Source organism: Streptomyces sp. NPDC047453 (assembly GCF_040643155.1).
Lineage (GTDB): Bacteria > Actinomycetota > Actinomycetes > Streptomycetales > Streptomycetaceae > Streptomyces.
In genome coordinates this window covers 27,915-43,036 of the sequence record NZ_JBEYTS010000045.1, presented here as the reverse complement: position 1 = coordinate 43,036, position 15,122 = coordinate 27,915, and the positions used below count along the sequence as shown (strand labels likewise).

At 71.6% G+C, this 15,122-nt stretch carries 14 protein-coding genes, 1 tRNA gene and 1 pseudogene; 9 read left to right on the top strand and 7 right to left on the bottom strand.

Features of this window, described 5'->3' with window-relative positions; all coding sequences use genetic code 11:
• Positions 1–79 precede the first annotated feature (79 nt).
• Complete coding sequence (locus ABZ818_RS29640) at positions 80–532, bottom strand: ATP-binding protein (RefSeq protein ID WP_361421145.1); 453 nt, start codon at positions 530–532, stop codon at positions 80–82.
• A 222-nt stretch (positions 533–754) separates the two neighbouring features.
• Between ABZ818_RS29640 and ABZ818_RS29635 the strand changes: the two genes are divergently transcribed.
• The 9 genes and pseudogenes from ABZ818_RS29635 (at position 755) to ABZ818_RS29595 (ending at position 10,728) form a co-directional block, all read left to right on the top strand.
• Positions 755–1,621, top strand: coding sequence for a hypothetical protein (locus tag ABZ818_RS29635; RefSeq protein ID WP_361421142.1), 867 nt, complete (start codon positions 755–757; stop codon positions 1,619–1,621).
• Between the two features lie 167 nt (positions 1,622–1,788).
• Positions 1,789–2,520, top strand: a complete 732-nt coding sequence (locus ABZ818_RS29630) for a YcnI family protein (RefSeq protein WP_361421139.1) — start codon at positions 1,789–1,791, stop codon at positions 2,518–2,520.
• Between the two features lie 93 nt (positions 2,521–2,613).
• Positions 2,614–3,264: an SCO family protein gene (locus ABZ818_RS29625; RefSeq protein WP_361421136.1), complete on the top strand. Its 651-nt coding sequence runs from the start codon at positions 2,614–2,616 to the stop codon at positions 3,262–3,264.
• A complete protein-coding gene (locus ABZ818_RS29620) occupies positions 3,261–3,734 on the top strand; it encodes a copper chaperone PCu(A)C (protein ID WP_361421133.1) in 474 nt (157 codons plus the stop codon). The genes ABZ818_RS29625 and ABZ818_RS29620 overlap by 4 nt, the downstream gene beginning before the upstream one ends.
• A gap of 13 nt (positions 3,735–3,747) precedes the next feature.
• A complete protein-coding gene (locus ABZ818_RS29615; RefSeq protein WP_361421130.1) occupies positions 3,748–5,757 on the top strand; it encodes a copper resistance protein CopC in 2,010 nt (669 codons plus the stop codon).
• 8 nt (positions 5,758–5,765) lie between these two features.
• Complete coding sequence (gene efeB / locus ABZ818_RS29610; RefSeq protein ID WP_361421127.1) at positions 5,766–7,064, top strand: iron uptake transporter deferrochelatase/peroxidase subunit; 1,299 nt, start codon at positions 5,766–5,768, stop codon at positions 7,062–7,064.
• Between the two features lie 108 nt (positions 7,065–7,172).
• Entirely contained in the window at positions 7,173–8,105 is a 933-nt protein-coding gene (gene pheA, locus ABZ818_RS29605; protein ID WP_361421124.1) for a prephenate dehydratase, read from the top strand.
• 537 nt (positions 8,106–8,642) lie between these two features.
• A complete protein-coding gene (serS, locus tag ABZ818_RS29600) occupies positions 8,643–9,920 on the top strand; it encodes a serine--tRNA ligase (RefSeq protein WP_141359911.1) in 1,278 nt (425 codons plus the stop codon).
• Positions 9,917–10,728, top strand: a pseudogene (locus ABZ818_RS29595) (Cof-type HAD-IIB family hydrolase). The gene serS and the pseudogene ABZ818_RS29595 overlap by 4 nt, the downstream one beginning before the upstream one ends.
• A gap of 14 nt (positions 10,729–10,742) precedes the next feature.
• Here ABZ818_RS29595 and ABZ818_RS29590 read toward each other — a convergent pair.
• From ABZ818_RS29590 to ABZ818_RS29565, 6 genes are all read right to left on the bottom strand, one after another.
• A tRNA-OTHER gene (locus ABZ818_RS29590) sits at positions 10,743–10,829 on the bottom strand.
• A 267-nt stretch (positions 10,830–11,096) separates the two neighbouring features.
• Positions 11,097–11,336 (bottom strand): hypothetical protein, encoded by a 240-nt coding sequence (locus ABZ818_RS29585; RefSeq protein ID WP_361421121.1) that lies wholly within the window; start codon positions 11,334–11,336, stop codon positions 11,097–11,099.
• A gap of 100 nt (positions 11,337–11,436) precedes the next feature.
• Positions 11,437–12,156, bottom strand: a complete 720-nt coding sequence (locus ABZ818_RS29580; RefSeq protein ID WP_361421117.1) for an ABC transporter permease — start codon at positions 12,154–12,156, stop codon at positions 11,437–11,439.
• 10 nt (positions 12,157–12,166) lie between these two features.
• Positions 12,167–13,078 (bottom strand): ABC transporter ATP-binding protein, encoded by a 912-nt coding sequence (locus tag ABZ818_RS29575; RefSeq protein ID WP_361421114.1) that lies wholly within the window; start codon positions 13,076–13,078, stop codon positions 12,167–12,169.
• Positions 13,075–13,983: an ABC transporter permease gene (locus ABZ818_RS29570; RefSeq protein ID WP_361421111.1), complete on the bottom strand. Its 909-nt coding sequence runs from the start codon at positions 13,981–13,983 to the stop codon at positions 13,075–13,077. The genes ABZ818_RS29575 and ABZ818_RS29570 overlap by 4 nt, the downstream gene beginning before the upstream one ends.
• Entirely contained in the window at positions 13,973–14,947 is a 975-nt protein-coding gene (locus tag ABZ818_RS29565) for an ABC transporter ATP-binding protein (protein ID WP_361421178.1), read from the bottom strand. The genes ABZ818_RS29570 and ABZ818_RS29565 overlap by 11 nt, the downstream gene beginning before the upstream one ends.
• Between the last annotated feature and the right edge of the window lie 175 nt (positions 14,948–15,122).

The window sequence follows — 15,122 nt, the reverse complement described above, 5'->3', positions numbered from 1 at the left end:
TCCGCCCCGCCGCTCGACCCGGGACACGCCCGGACTCCCGGCCGGCGTCTCGCGCGGCGCCGCACCGCGACCGGCCGCGCTACACCGCCACCAGCGGGGCGTCCTCGCGCCACTTGAGGATCTTGTCGAAGCTCACCACCGCGCCGCCCCGGCCCGGCCTGTTGCGGATGTGGACATGGTCGGCGAGTTCCTGGATGAGATACAGGCCGCGGCCGTGCTCGGCCTCGGCGCGCGCGGCGCGGACCGGGCGGCGGCGGCCGCGGCCCGCAGGCGGGAAACCAGGGCCCGCGTCGGCCACCTCGATGCGGCACTTCTCCCCGTCCAAAAAGGCGGTGACGCGGTATCCGCCGGAGGATTCGGGGTCCCCGCCGTGCTCCACCGCGTTCGCGCAGGCCTCGCTCAGGGCCACGGACAGGTCGTAGGAGATGTCGGGGTCGACGCCCGCGGTCTCCATGGTGCCGAGCAGCAGTCGCCGCGCGAGCGGCACGCTCGCGGCGTCACGCCGCAGATGGAGTGACCACCAGATGCTCATGCTCCAGCCTCCCGGCGCGGCTCGACATACCGTTACGTATTGCCCCGAGTGCCCTGCCGTAAGCACGGCGTTGACACGACACGGTCCGATCGGCGGACGCGGCGGGGCGGGGAATCGGTGTATGTGCGGGCTGATGGCATCAGAACGTGATCTTCCGGATCTACCGCATCTTGTGGACCTGCCATACGGCGGGCCCGGGTCCAGTGGGATGATGAGGCCGCCATGTCTGCCCCCCGCCCGCGCACGGCACCCGCCGGACGCGGTCTCCGGATCCTGCGGGCCGCGGTGTTCGCCGCGGTCTGCGTCGTGCTGGCCGCGGCCGGGCACACGCTGGCCTCCTGCGCCGCGGTGCCGCTGTGGACGCTGGGCGCGGGGTTCCTGGGGGCGCTGGTCGTGGTGGCGCCCCTCGCCGGGCGCGCGCGTTCCCTGCCGGGGATCGCGGCGCTGCTCGTGGTCGGCCAGACCGTGCTGCACAGCCTGTTCGGCATGGGGCAGAGCGGCATGGGCGCCACGGCCTCCGGTGCCATGACCATGGGCTCCACGGGATCGACGGGGCCGACGGGTTCGCTGCCCGTGCTGTCCGACGCCGAGCTCGTCCAGCAGGCCGCCCGGTACGTGTGCGGGGCGACCGCCGCCGCGATCAGCCCGGCCCAGGCCTACCGGGTACTCGTCGACGCACACGCCTACGGCGGCGCCGGCACGGGCCCGGGCGCCCCGCACCACCCGGCGGGCTCCCCGTTCCCCATCGGCGCGGCCGCCGCGCTGCTGCCGTCCCTGCCGATGCTGCTCGTCCACGTCCTGGCCGCCGTCGCCACGGGCTGGGTGCTGCGGCGCGGCGACCTGGCCCTGCTGCGGCTGATCGAGCTGTCGGCGCACGGAGTCGCCGAGGCAGCGCTCGTACGGTCCCTGCGCGGGGCGCTCGCCCTGGTGCGCGCCCTGTGCGCCGGGCTGCCCACGACGGCCGGCACCGGCCCACGCTTCCGGCGCACCGCCGACTCCGCGCCGCTCACCCCGCACACCACCGCACTCCAGCACACGGTGATCCGCCGCGGCCCGCCGGCCGCCGCCGCACTCGTCCTCGCTGCCTGACGCGACGCGACCACCAGCCCACCGAGCGGGTTTCCGCCGGGGGAGCGGCCGCCGTCGTGCGGCACGCGCGCGCGTGCCCGTCCGGCGGGAACACCGGGAGCACCGGTCCCGCCCCGCACGCGCACCCCTCAGACACCGGAACTCACCCGATGCGGAGTGCACCCCCTATGAAGGCTTCTCGACTCGTCGCCACCGCCGCCGTCGCCGGCTCGGCCGTCCTCGCCCTGTCCGCCCCCGCGTTCGCGCACGTCAGCGTCCAGCCGGAGGGCCCCGCCGCCAAGGGCGGCTACGCCGTCGTCGACTTCAAGGTCCCCAACGAGCGCGACAACGCCTCCACCACCAAGATCGAGGTCAACTTCCCGACCGACCACCCGCTGGCCTCCGTGATGCCACAGCCGATGACCGGCTGGAAGATCGACGTCACCAAGTCCCAGCTGGACAAGCCGCTGGAGATGCACGGCAAGAAGATCTCCGAAGCCGTCACCAAGGTCACCTGGACCGCCGACGGCGACGGCATCAAGCCCGGCTTCTTCCAGAAGTTCCCGGTCTCCATCGGCACGCTGCCCGAGGACGCCGACCAGCTGGTCTTCAAGGCGATCCAGACGTACTCCAACAAGGAGGTCGTGCGCTGGATCGAGGTGCCGCAGAAGGGCCAGGCCGAGCCGGACAGCCCGGCGCCGGTGCTTCAGCTGACCGCGGCCTCGGAGGGTGACGGACACGACGCGTCGGCCAAGGACGCCGCCGCCGACACCAAGCCCGCCGCCCAGGCCACCGCCGCCGACACCTCCAAGAGCGGCAGCGACACCACCGCCCGCGTCCTCGGCATCGCCGGCATCCTCGTCGGCGCGGCCGGCGTGGCCTACGGCGTACTCGCCGGCCGCAGGCGCACCACCGCCTGATCCGGCTCGTCCGTCACGCGCTCCGGGGGTCGTGCGACCCTCTCGTACGACCCCCGGTGCGCGCCGGAGTTCTCACATCTGGGACATTTCTCTATGCGCAACAAGACCTTCGTCGCGGCCGCCCTGCTCGCCGCGGCCACCATGACCCTCTCCGCGTGCGGCAGCGGCAGCGACGGCGGGAAGCCCGTCGCCGTCGTCTCCGAGGACACCTCGCAGAAGGCCGCGACCGTCCTCGACCAGCCGTTCGAGAAGCCGGACCTGGTCCTCACCGACACCCGGGGAAAGCAGTACGACCTCCGCAAGGAGACCGCCGGCCACCCGACGCTGGTCTACTTCGGCTACACCCACTGCCCCGACGCCTGCCCGCTGACCATGAACAACATCGCGGTCGCCAAGAAGGCGCTGCCCAAGGCCGAGCAGGACGACCTGCGCGTGGTGTTCGTCACGACCGACCCGGACCGCGACACCCCGGCCGAGCTCGGCAAGTGGCTCAAGATGATCGACCCGCAGTTCATAGGACTGACCGGCGACTTCTCCACCATCCAGGCCGGCGCGCGCACCCTGGGCATCTCCATCGAGCCGACCACGAAGGACAAGACCGGCAAGCTCGTCTCGATGCACGGCACCCAGGTGATCGCGTTCTCCCCGAAGACCGACGCCGGATACGTCCTCTACGGCGAGGACGCCACCGTCGACGACTACACCAAGGACCTCCCCAGGATCGTCAAGGGGGAGAACCCGTGAGGCGGCCGGCACCGGCGGCGGCACTCGTGGCCGCGGCCCTGACCGGTACCGCCCTGCTGACCGGCTGCGGCGCGTCCTCCGGGACCGGCGACGCGAAGGCCGAACTGTCCGTCCACTCCGCCTACATGCCCCAGCCGGTGTCGGACGCGATGGCGGCAGGCTTCCTGACGATCGAGAACAAGGGCGGCGCCAAGGACGAACTCACCTCGGTCACCAGCGTCGAGGCCGAGGACGTCACCGTGCACCAGACCGCCGGCGGGGTCATGACGGAGGCCGGCCCCCTCACCGTCCCCGCCCACGGGCGGCTCGTGTTCGAGAGCGGCGGCAACCACCTGATGTTCGACAAGCTGAAGCGCGCGCCCCGGCAGGGCCAGACGGTCCTCGTCGAACTGCACTTCGCCGAATCCGGCACCGTCAAGGTCGAGATGCCGGTGAAATCGGCCACGTACAACCCCGCGACCGGACACTGAGGGAGGGACCACCTTGTCGCAGACCATCGCCCCACGCTTCCGGGCCCTGATGCTGCTGTTCATGGCCGTCGCCGGCGTGCTCCTCGCCGGAGCCGCCCCGGCCTCCGCGCACGCCGCGCTGACCGGCAGCGATCCGCAGCAGGGGGCGGTGGTCGACAAGGCGCCCGCCCAGGTGTCGCTGACCTTCTCCGAGCCGGTCGCCCTGAGCGACAGCTCGCTGCGCGTCCTGGACCCCAAGGGCAACCGCGTCGACACCGGGAAGCCCACCGCGGTCAGCGGGACGACGTACGCCGTGCGACTGCGCAGCGGGCTGCCGGACGGCACCTACACCGTCGCCTACCAGGTGGTCTCGGCCGACAGCCACCCCGTCGGCGGTGCCTACACCTTCTCCATCGGCGCCCCCTCCAAGACGACCGCCGCGGTCGGCGACCAGACGGCGGGCGGCGGGATCGTCGGCGGGCTCTACGGGCTCGGACGGTACGTGTCGTACGCCGGCTTCGTCGTCCTGGCCGGCGGTGCCGCCTTCGTACTGGCCTGCTGGCAGCGCGGCTCGGGAGTGCGGGCGGTGCAGCGGCTCATCGTCTCCGGCTGGGTCGCGCTCACCGCGGCCACGCTCGCGCTGCTGCTCCTGCGCGGCTCCTACACCACCTCCGGAAAGATCGGGGACGTCTTCGACCTGACACTCCTCGGGCAGGTGCTCCAGACCAGGACCGGGGCGGCCCTCGTCTCCCGGCTGCTGCTGCTCGCCGCGGCGGCGCTGTTCGTCGCGGTGCTCTTCGGGGAGTACCAGAAGCGCACGGACGACGAGAAGCGCGATCTGACCTTCGGGCTCGCGATCGGCGGCACCGTGGTCGCCATCGGGCTCGCGGCCAGCTGGGCCATGTCCGAGCACGCCTCGACCGGGCTCCAGCCGGGCATCGCGATGCCGGTCGACGTCGTCCACCTGCTCGCCGTGGCCGCCTGGCTCGGCGGTCTCGTCGCCCTCCTGGTCGCGCTGTACCGGGCGCCCGCCGAGACCCCGGTCGAGACCGCGGCCGTCCACCGCTTCTCCCAGGTCGCCTTCGGTTCCGTCCTCGCGCTGGTCGCGACCGGCACCTATCAGTCCTGGCGCCAGGTCGGCTCCTGGTCGGCGCTCACCGACACCCGCTACGGACAGCTGCTCCTCGTCAAGGTCGGTCTGGTGGCGCTGATGGTCGGCGTCGCCTGGACCTCCCGCCGCTGGACGGGCCGACTGGCGCAGACGGCCGCCGTGAAGGCCCCGGCCAAGGCACGCGCGAAGGTCGCGGCGACCGCGGGCAGGAATCCCGGCCCGGACGCGAAGGCCGGAACCGGGAAGGCCGGGGCCGGGAAGACCGGGGCTGGGGCCGTGAAGAGCGAAACCGGGAAGGCCGACGACGACAAGGCCAAGCCGGGCGGGAAGGCGGCGACGGGGGAGGCCGCCCGGCGGGCCGCCCAGCTCGCGCGGCAGCAGGCCGCCGTGGACACCGCACGGCGGAAACGGCTGCGGGACGCCGACCCCCACCGCTTCGGGCTGCGCCGGTCCGTGCTGATGGAAGCGGGTGTCGCCGTCGTGCTGCTCGCCGTCACCACCGTGCTGACGCAGACCGAACCGGGGCGCACGGAGACGGAGGCCAGGACCGCCACGTCGTCCCCCGCGTCCTCTTCCTCGTCCTCCGGGGTGGGCGCGGTCACCCTCGACATGCCGTTCGACACCGGCGGCAAGGACGGCAAGGGCGTCGTACGGATCGACATCGACCCCGCGCGCGTGGGCGGCAACGAGTTGCACATCTTTGCCCTCGGGCCGAACGGGCGCCTCCGCGACATCACCGAGCTCAAGATCGCCTTCACGCTGGCCGCGAAGGACCTCGGACCGCTCCCGGTGAACCCCGAGTACGTCACCACCGGACACTGGGTGGCGAGCGGAGTGCAGATCCCCATGGCGGGCGACTGGCAGGTCGCCGTGACCGTGCGGACCTCCGACATCGACCAGGTGACCGTCACCAAGAACGCGCAGATCGGCTGAACCGCACCATGACCGACCAGTCCACCTCGGAGGCCACCTCCCCGGCCCCCTCGCCCGCGGCGACCGCGTCCGCGCGGGCCGGCACCGCCGCAGGAGCGGGCGTGTCGCGCCGGCGGCTGCTCGGCACGGCCGGTGCCACCGGGCTCGTCCTCGGCGCGGCCGGCGCGGGCCTCGGCTACACGGCGGCGCCCGCCGGTGCCACCCCTCTCACCTCGCTCGGCGCCGACCGGGCGATGTTTCACGGGAAACATCAGCCCGGCATCACCGACGCCCTCCAGGCCCGCGGCCATCTCGTCGCCTTCGACCTCGCGCCCGGAGCGGGCCGCAAGGAGGCCGCCGCGCTGCTGCGCCGCTGGTCGGCGTCGGCCGAGCGGCTGATGGCGGGTGAGCCCACCGCGCACGACGACACCGACGTGGCACGGGACGCGGGCCCCTCGGCGTTGACGGTCACCTTCGGCTTCGGCCACTCCTTCTTCGACCGGACGGATCTGCGCCGGCAGCGGCCCGGCGCTCTCGACCCGCTGCCCGACTTCTCCTCCGACCGGCTCGACAAGGCCCGCAGCAACGGTGATCTCTGGGTGCAGATCGGCGCGAACGACGCGCTGGTCGCCTTCCACGCCCTGCGCGCCCTCCAGAAGGACGCGGGCGGCGCCGCCCGCGTCCGCTGGCAGATGAACGGCTTCAACCGCTCCCCCGGAGCCACCGCGCGGCCCATGACGGCCCGCAACCTGATGGGGCAGATCGACGGCACCCGCAACCCGAAGCCGGACGACCCGGACTTCGACCAGCGCCTCTTCGTGCCCGCGAACGGCGATCCGGCCTGGATGGCGAAAGGCTCCTACGTCGTCGTACGCCGCATCCGGATGCTCCTGGACGACTGGGAGAAGCTGTCGCTCCCCCAGCAGGAGAACGTCATCGGGCGCCGCAAGTCCGACGGGGCGCCGCTCGGCGGCTCCACCGAGTCGACCGCGATGGACCTGGAGAAGACCGGCAAGGACGGCACCTACGTCGTCCCGGTCAACGCCCACGCCCGGATCACCCGGCCCGACCAGAACGGGGGCGCGGCCATGCTCCGGCGCCCCTTCTCCTACCACGACGGCTTCGACGCCGACGGCGCCCCGGACGCGGGCCTGCTGTTCATCTGCTGGCAGGCGGACCCGCTGCGCGGCTTCGTCCCGGTGCAGCGCAAGCTGGACCGCGGCGACGCGCTGTCGGCGTACATCCGGCACGAGGCGAGCGGTCTGTTCGCGGTCCCGGGCGGGGCGGCGAAGGGCGAGTACGTGGGGCAGCGACTGCTGGAGGGGTGAGCACGGCGGGAGCCGGCGCGATCACACCCGTCACACCCGGTTCACCCGGGGGAGGGGCTTCCGTGAGACACGCGAGCCGGGTCCGGCCGAGGCCATTAGGGTGAGGTCATGCCAGCGAGCTATGCGTATCTCGGCCCCGAGGGCACCTTCACCGAAGTCGCCCTGCGCACCCTTCCCGAGACGGCCACGCGGGAACTGGTTCCGTACGTGTCCGTGCAGTCGGCGCTGGACGCCGTCCGGGCCGGCGCGGCCGAGGCCGCCTTCGTGCCGATCGAGAACTCCGTCGAGGGCGGCATCACCACCACGCTCGACGAACTGGTCGCGGGCCAGCCGCTGATGATCTACCGCGAGGTGCTGCTGTCGATCACCTTCGCGCTGCTGGTCAGGCCCGGTACGACGCTGTCGGACATCAAGACGGTCACCGCCCACCCGGCCGCCCAGCCGCAGGTGCGCAACTGGCTCTCGGCGAACCTTCCGGACGCCGTCTGGGAGTCGGCCGCCTCGAACGCGGACGGCGCCCGCCTGGTCCAGGAGGGCCGCTACGACGCCGCGTTCGCCGGTGAGTTCGCGGCCGCGCGGTACGGGCTCGTGCCCCTGGAGACGGACATCCACGACGCGGAGAACGCGCAGACCCGGTTCGTGCTGGTCGGTCGGCCCGCTCGGCCCGCCGCGCCGAGCGGCACGGACAAGACGTCCGTGGTGCTGTGGCAGCGCGACGACCATCCCGGCGGGCTGCGCGACCTGCTGGGCGAGTTCAGCACCCGCGGTATCAACCTGATGCTGCTGCAGTCCCGCCCGACGGGCGCCGGCATCGGCAACTACTGCTTCTGCGTCGACGCCGAGGGCCACATCAACGACCGCCGGATGGCGGAGGCCCTGATGGGCCTCAAGCGGATCTGCCTCCAGGTGCGCTTCCTGGGCTCGTACCCGCGGGCGGACGGCGACACGGCTGACGTACGGCCTCCGCTGACCGGGACCTCGGACCAGGAGTTCGTGGCGGCGGCGGACTGGGTGGCACGCTGCCAGGACGGCCGTTTCTAGCCGGTTGTGCCGCTTCCGGCCGGTGCTGCCCGCGGATGTTGGTTGTCCACAGAAGTTATCCACACCCTCCCCTCTCGGCCTGGGGACAAGTCGACACCCAAGGGGGACTCGGTCGACAAATCGCCCTTCGGGCCCCAAGGTCGGTCGAGGCCCCACAGGTCACCCTTCGTCCACTCGTCTCCTTTGGTTCATCTTTTGGGGCGACCCCTTTCCGCCGAAAGTGGGCGTCCGGGCACCTCAAGACAGGAATTCCTCCCTCCGCACAACGCTTCCGGAGTGATCAATTCCGAAATCCACAGATCTTCCACACAGCCTGTGGATAACTCGCCGGAAGGTGTGGATCCCTGTGGACAACCGACCTCAAGTCCCCTTCCGCACAAGGGAATCAGGTCAACCCGGCACCCGCCACCTGCCTCGTTCCAGGGAGGCGGGGTCTCCCTCATTGACACCGGAAGCAATTCGCCCGTAGCGGTACGTAAGGCATGGTTTGGAATACTGGGTCGTGGGGTGGAACGTCGCACCGGTAGCCTTGACCGCGTGATTGACCTTCGTCTGCTCCGTGAGGACCCCGACCGTGTGCGCGCCTCGCAGCGTGCCCGTGGAGAGGACGTCGCGCTCGTCGACGCCCTCCTGTCTGCCGACGAGCGACGCAGGTCGTCCGGCGTCCGCTTCGACGAGCTGCGCGCCGAGCAGAAGGCTCTGGGCAAGCTCATCCCCAAGGCCTCCGGTGACGAGAAGGCCGAGCTGCTGAAGCGTGCGAGCGGGCTCGCAGCCGACGTCAAGACCGCCGACGCCGAGCGCGACGCGGCCGACGCCGAGACCCAGGAGCTCCTCCTCCGGCTCGGCAACCTCATCCACCCCGACGTGCCCGTCGGCGGCGAGGAGGACTTCGTCACGCTGGAGACGCACGGCACGATCCGCGACTTCGCCGCCGAGGGCTTCGAGCCCAAGGACCACCTGGAGCTCGGCCAGCTCCTCGGCGCGATCGACGTGGAGCGGGGCGCGAAGGTCTCCGGCTCGCGCTTCTACTTCCTCACCGGTGTCGGCGCCCTGCTGGAGCTGGCGCTGGTGAACGCGGCGATCGCCCAGGCCACCGCGGCCGGCTTCACGCCGATGCTGACCCCCGCGCTGGTCCGCCCCCAGTCGATGGCGGGCACGGGCTTCCTCGGCCAGGCCGCCCAGGACGTCTACCACCTCGACAAGGACGACCTGTACCTGGTCGGCACCTCCGAGGTGCCGCTGGCGGCGTACCACATGGACGAGATCATCGACGCCGACCGCCTGCCGCTGCGGTACGCCGGGTTCTCGCCATGCTTCCGCCGCGAGGCCGGCTCGCACGGCAAGGACACCAAGGGCATCTTCCGCGTCCACCAGTTCGACAAGGTCGAGATGTTCTCCTACGTCACCCCCGAGGAGTCGCAGGAGGAGCACCGCCGGCTGCTGGAGTGGGAGAAGCAGTGGCTGACCTCGCTGGAGCTGCCGTTCCGCGTGATCGACGTCGCCTCGGGCGATCTGGGCGCCTCGGCCTCGCGCAAGTTCGACTGCGAGGCGTGGGTCCCGACCCAGGACAAGTACCGCGAGCTGACCTCGACCTCGGACTGCACCGAGTTCCAGTCCCGCCGGCTCCAGATCCGCTTCCGTGACGGCAAGGCGGTCCGCCCCCTGGCAACGCTCAACGGCACGCTGTGCGCCGTCCCGCGCACCATCGTCGCGATCCTGGAGAACCACCAGCAGGCCGACGGCTCCGTGCGGGTGCCGGAAGTGCTGCGTCCCTACCTCGGCGGCCGGGAGGTCCTGGAACCGGTGGCCAAGTGAGACCCACCGCCGGGCCGTTCCCCTACACGCTGATCGCGACCGACCTCGACGGGACGCTCCTGCGCTCCGACGGGTCGGTCTCCCAGCGCACCCGTGAGGCGCTCGCCGCGGCCACCGCGGCGGGTGCCGCGCACCTCGTCGTCACCGGCCGCGCGGTGCCCTGGACCCGGAACGTCCTCGACGACCTCGGCTACCGGGGCCTCGCGGTCTGCGGCCAGGGCGCCCAGGTGTACGACGCCGGGGAGCACCGCCTGCTGACCTCGGTGACCCTGGACCGGCAACTGGCGGCCGTGGCCCTGGCCAAGATCGAGGCGGAGGTCGGTCCGCTGTACCTGGCGGCCAGCCGCGACGGCCTGGACGGCGAGGTGCTGGTCGGTCCCGGCTACGCGGTCACGGGCCCGCTTCCGGCGACACCGTTCACGGACGTCGCGGACCTGTGGAGCGCGCCCCTCAACAAGATCTACGTCCAGCACCCGGACCTCACGGACGACGAACTGGCCGACGTGGCCCGCCGGACCGCCGGCGGTTTCGTCTCGGTGACCATGGCCGGCGAGGGCATCGTCGAGCTGCTGCCGCTGGGCCTGTCGAAGGCGACGGGGCTCTCTCTGGCCGCGCGACGGCTGGGCCTGAAGGCGGCGGACACCATCGCCTTCGGCGACATGCCCAACGACGTCCCGATGTTCTCCTGGGCTCCCGCGGCGTGGCGATGGCCAACGCCCACGAGGAACTGAAGGCGGTCGCCGACGAGGTGACGGCCTCGAACGACGAGGACGGCATCGCGGTGCTGCTGGAGAAGCTGGTGGGCTGAGCCCTCGGTCTCAGCGGAGGATGCACGGATCGAACGTGCGCGGGGGCGACCCCGACCGCGGCTTGAACCAAGCCGGTGCCTTGCCACTCGGCCAATCCTCCGGGTGGGCGGCCCACGCGAAGGGATTCGCGTGCTCGAAGCGGCCGCCCCGGGCAGCTCCCCGTGCGAGGCGGACTCGACGGAGCCGGTAGTTACTCCGGAGCCCGCCGCGGGCTGCCCTGTCGGGAGCTCGGCGTACTGCCGTGCATCGACATCGCCCAGCTCCTCTCCCAGAACGTGGCGCCGATTCGGTCCGGCGCGGTGAACACCACCACTGTGCCGCTACGACGGCTCCGGTGCCACCGAATTACCGACCGCCCCAGGCCCCTTCACCGCCGCCGCCACCGACGCCGGCGGACCTTGCTGAAGAACCATCCGGCGGGCGGTTCGTCGGAGCGCCACGGCTGGGGCTCGGGCTCCTCGCGGCGCCAGCGCGCGGCGAGCATCCGTGCCCGGCCGGACGGCTCGGCGGTCCCGGCGGCGCGTATGAAGTCGGCGTCCAGGACGACGTCGTCCCACGTGTCCCCGGTCGTCCCCCGGCCTTCGCTCTCCGGCACTTCGCCCGCCATCACGCCCTCCTGCCGCTTCGTCCGCTTTGCCCAGTGTGCCCGGGTGAAGGTGAAGCCTCCGTCAAGGCCGGGCAGGACCGCCCGGCCTCGATCGGATGCCTCACTCCTCGCCGGCGAGGTTCAGCGACCGCAGTTTCTGCCCGGCGTACCAGGTGGCCAGGACGGTCACCACCACCAGCAGCACCGTCGCCGTCGGCAGCCCGACGTCGGAGGTGACCATGTCCCCGCCGGCGACCTTGTGCGCCACGGCCAGCGCCCACTGCTGGATGCTCAGCGTGCGCGCCCCGGGCACCAGGGAGCCGAACAGCGCCTCCCAGACCAACGCGTAGACGAGCCCGAAGACCACCGCGTGCCGGGAGACCGTGCCCAGCAGGAGGAAGAGGGCCGCGTAGGCGATGGAGGCGACCAGTGCGGCCACGGTGTAGGCGATGGCGATCTGCTGCCCGTTGCCGTTGAGGATCAGCCCGGCGACCAGGGTCGGCACCGCGGAGAAGACCATGGTCACCGCGATCGCCACGATCAGCTTGGTGAAGATGATCGTCGACCGCTTGAGCGGCTTGGACAGCAGGTACACCACCGAGCCGTCGTCGATCTCCGGCCCGATCGCTCCGGTGCCGGCGATGACGCCGATGATCGGCACCATGGTGGCGAGCGCGAACCCGCCCAGGACGTTCACCGCGGTCTGGTCGTCGGCTCCGGCGAGGGCGCGGACGGCCGCGGCGATCACGATGAGCAGCAGCGGCAGCGCGCCGAGAATGAGGGCTCGACGGCGGCCGAGCAGGGCCCGGTAGGTGAGCCGGGCGACTGTGGGGTCGTACATCTTGGGCCTCCTACGCCGCGACCAGGTACGAGAAGACGGACTCGAGGGACTCGTCGGAGGGCGAGACCGTGTGCAGCCGGATGCCGTGGTCCCGGGCCACCCGAGGCAGCAGGGTCGTGAACCGGCCGAAGTCGACGGCCTGGATGCGCAGCGCGCCCTCGGCGAGGTCGACCTCGATGCCCGACGTCGACGGGTCGGCGATCAGCGCGGCCGCCAGGGCACGGTCGTCGCTGGAGCGCACCAGGTAGCGGTGCGGCCGGTCGGTCATCAGGCGGCGGATCCTGCGGAAGTCGCCGCTGGCGGCGTGCCGTCCGGCGACGACGACCTCGATGTGCCAGGCGAGCTGTTCGACCTCCTCCAGGATGTGGGAGGAGAACAACACGGTGCGGCCCTCGTCGCCCATGCGCCGCAGCAGGTCCATCAGCTGCATGCGCTGGCGCGGGTCCATGCCGTTGAACGGCTCGTCGAGCAGGAGCAGCGAGGGGTCGTGGACCAGCGCGGAGGCCATCTTGACGCGCTGGCGCATGCCCTTGGAGTAGGTGGAGATCTTCCGGTCCTGCGCGTACTCCATCTCGACGGTGGCGAGCGCCTTCTGGGCGGCCTTGGTGCCCAGGCCGTGCAGTTCGGCGTTGGCGACGACGAACTCGCGGCCGGTGAGGAAGTCGTACATCGCCTCCCGCTCGGGAACGATGCCGATGTGCCGGTAGATCTTCTCGTTGCGCCACACCGGCTGCCCGTCGAGGGTGACCGTGCCGGTGGAGGGGGCGAGGAAGCCGGCCATCATGTTGATCAGCGTGGACTTCCCGGCGCCGTTGGGGCCGAGCAGGCCGGTGACGCCGGGGCCGATCGTCATGGTGATGTCGTTGACGGCGACCACGTTGCCGAACCAGCGGGAGACGTGGTCGATGCTGAGGGTCGTCACAGTCCCACCTTCTTGTAGCGGCGCAGCAGGAGGCCGTATGCGGCGGCGATGAGGCCCAGGACGACGAGGACGTAGACGACGCCCTGTCCGCTGCCCGGGCCGGCGGCGCCGGGTGCCGAGGAGGTCGCGCCCAGGAAGGCGGTCTGCACGCCGTCGACAAGGGTGACCGGTGAGAACAGGCCGATCCAGGGGATGGCGCCGGAGTTGTTCCGGGCCTCCGCGATGGCCTGGAGGGTGGAGACGGCGCCGTAGGAGATGACCAGTACGGCGATCACGGCGGCGATGCCGAAGCCGCGGCGCGGGGTGACGGCGGCGATGACGAGGCCGATGCCGGCGAAGAGCAGTGAGAGCAGTGCCACGGAGACGACTCCCTGGGCGAATCCCTTGGTCTGGTCGGCGAAGTCCATCTTGGCCAGCAGCGCGCCCACGTAGAGCACGAGCAGCGGAGCGGCGGTGAGGATGAACAGCGCGGAGGCCAGCGCCGCGTACTTGGCGCGCACGTAGTCGGCGGTCTCGATGGGCCGTGAGAAGTACAGCGGCACGGTCTTGAAGCGCAGGTCGCGCGAGACGGACTGGGGTGCCTGCGAGGCGATGTACAGGCTGATGACGCCCTGCATGATGATGGCGTAGCGCGTGTACTCGATGGGCAGGCCCTTGGCCTTGGTGGCGACCGCGACGGCGACGATGATGGCCGCGGGCACGCACATCACCACGAACAGCAGCATCGGCAGCACCTTGGACTTCACCGAGCGGCCGAGGCCGTAGGCGCCGCGCAGGGACTGCGAGTACAGCGAACGGCGGGCGTAGGCGCGGCCGAGGCGGGGGCCGTCGTAGCTGCGGTAGCCGATGTTGTGGATGCGGGTCTGGTCACCCTTGGGCGCTGCCGCGGTGGGTTCAACCGCCATGGCCGACCGCCTCCTTCCCCTGTGTCTCGCGCTGTTCGTCGCTGTCCCGGAAGACCTCCGAGATGTGGTGCCGCCGCTGCTCCATGCGCACCAGGCCGAGGCCGAGGTCCGCGATCACGTCCCGCACCAGGTCGTACGTCTCCTCGCCCTGGGCGGTGAGCAGCAGGACGTGTCCCGCGCCCGGCAGGCCGGTGCCGTCCTGGGTCTCCACACCGCGCGCGTGGAGCGCGTCGCGCACCGCGCGGGTGCCGTCCGGGTGCTCGTCGCTGTCGGTGACCTCGATGGCGAGGGTGGTCGTGGTCTGGGTGAAGTCGGTGGTGGAGCTGGAGCGCAGGAGCTTGCCGCCGTCGATGACGACGACGTGGTCGCAGGTGCGCTCCAGTTCGCCCAGCAGGTGGGAGGTGACCAGGACGGAGATGCCGAAGTCGGTGTGGATGCGGCGGATCAGGCCGAGCATGTCGTCGCGGCCGACCGGGTCGAGGCCGTTGGTCGGCTCGTCGAGGAAGACCAGCTGCGGATCGTGCACCAGGGCCTGGGCGAGCTTCACGCGCTGCTTCATCCCGGTGGAGTAGCCGCCGATGGGACGGTAGCGCTCCTCGTACAGGCCGACGTGGCGCAGGGTGTCCGCGGTGCGCTCGCGGGCGGCGGTCGGGGGCAGGCCGGACATGCGCGCCATGTGGACGACGAACTCGGTGGCCGAGACGTCGGGCGGCAGGCAGTCGTGCTCCGGCATGTAGCCGACGCGCTCACGGATGGCGGCGCCCTCGGTGGCGACGTCGAGGCCGAGCACCTCGGCGCTGCCCTCGGTGGCGGGGGACAGACCCAGCAGGATCTTGATGAGTGTGGACTTGCCGGCTCCGTTGGCGCCGACGAGTCCGGTCACACCCGGTCCGACGTCCACGGAGAGCCGGTCAAGCGCGGTCACCCGTGGGAACCGCTTGCTCAGGCTTTCGGTCGCGATCACAGTCACGTCTTCGACAGTAGTGATCCGGACCACGCCGGTCGTCAGACCCCAGAGCCGTCTTGGAGTCCGCCTCGAGTATTACGGGGACCTTAGGGGTCGGACCCCTGGGGCCGGGCGGCCTGCGGAGTTCCGGCATCCGGATCGCACTGTTGACGACTGATCTAACAACTGCCAC

Coding starts and splice junctions, on each gene's coding strand:
- ABZ818_RS29640 (WP_361421145.1), bottom strand. CDS start 532: ATGAGCATCTGGTGGTCACTCCATCTGCGGCGTGACGCCGCGAGCGTG.
- ABZ818_RS29635 (WP_361421142.1), top strand. CDS start 755: ATGTCTGCCCCCCGCCCGCGCACGGCACCCGCCGGACGCGGTCTCCGG.
- ABZ818_RS29630 (WP_361421139.1), top strand. CDS start 1,789: ATGAAGGCTTCTCGACTCGTCGCCACCGCCGCCGTCGCCGGCTCGGCC.
- ABZ818_RS29625 (WP_361421136.1), top strand. CDS start 2,614: ATGCGCAACAAGACCTTCGTCGCGGCCGCCCTGCTCGCCGCGGCCACC.
- efeB (WP_361421127.1), top strand. CDS start 5,766: ATGACCGACCAGTCCACCTCGGAGGCCACCTCCCCGGCCCCCTCGCCC.
- pheA (WP_361421124.1), top strand. CDS start 7,173: ATGCCAGCGAGCTATGCGTATCTCGGCCCCGAGGGCACCTTCACCGAA.
- ABZ818_RS29585 (WP_361421121.1), bottom strand. CDS start 11,336: ATGGCGGGCGAAGTGCCGGAGAGCGAAGGCCGGGGGACGACCGGGGAC.
- ABZ818_RS29580 (WP_361421117.1), bottom strand. CDS start 12,156: ATGTACGACCCCACAGTCGCCCGGCTCACCTACCGGGCCCTGCTCGGC.
- ABZ818_RS29570 (WP_361421111.1), bottom strand. CDS start 13,983: ATGGCGGTTGAACCCACCGCGGCAGCGCCCAAGGGTGACCAGACCCGC.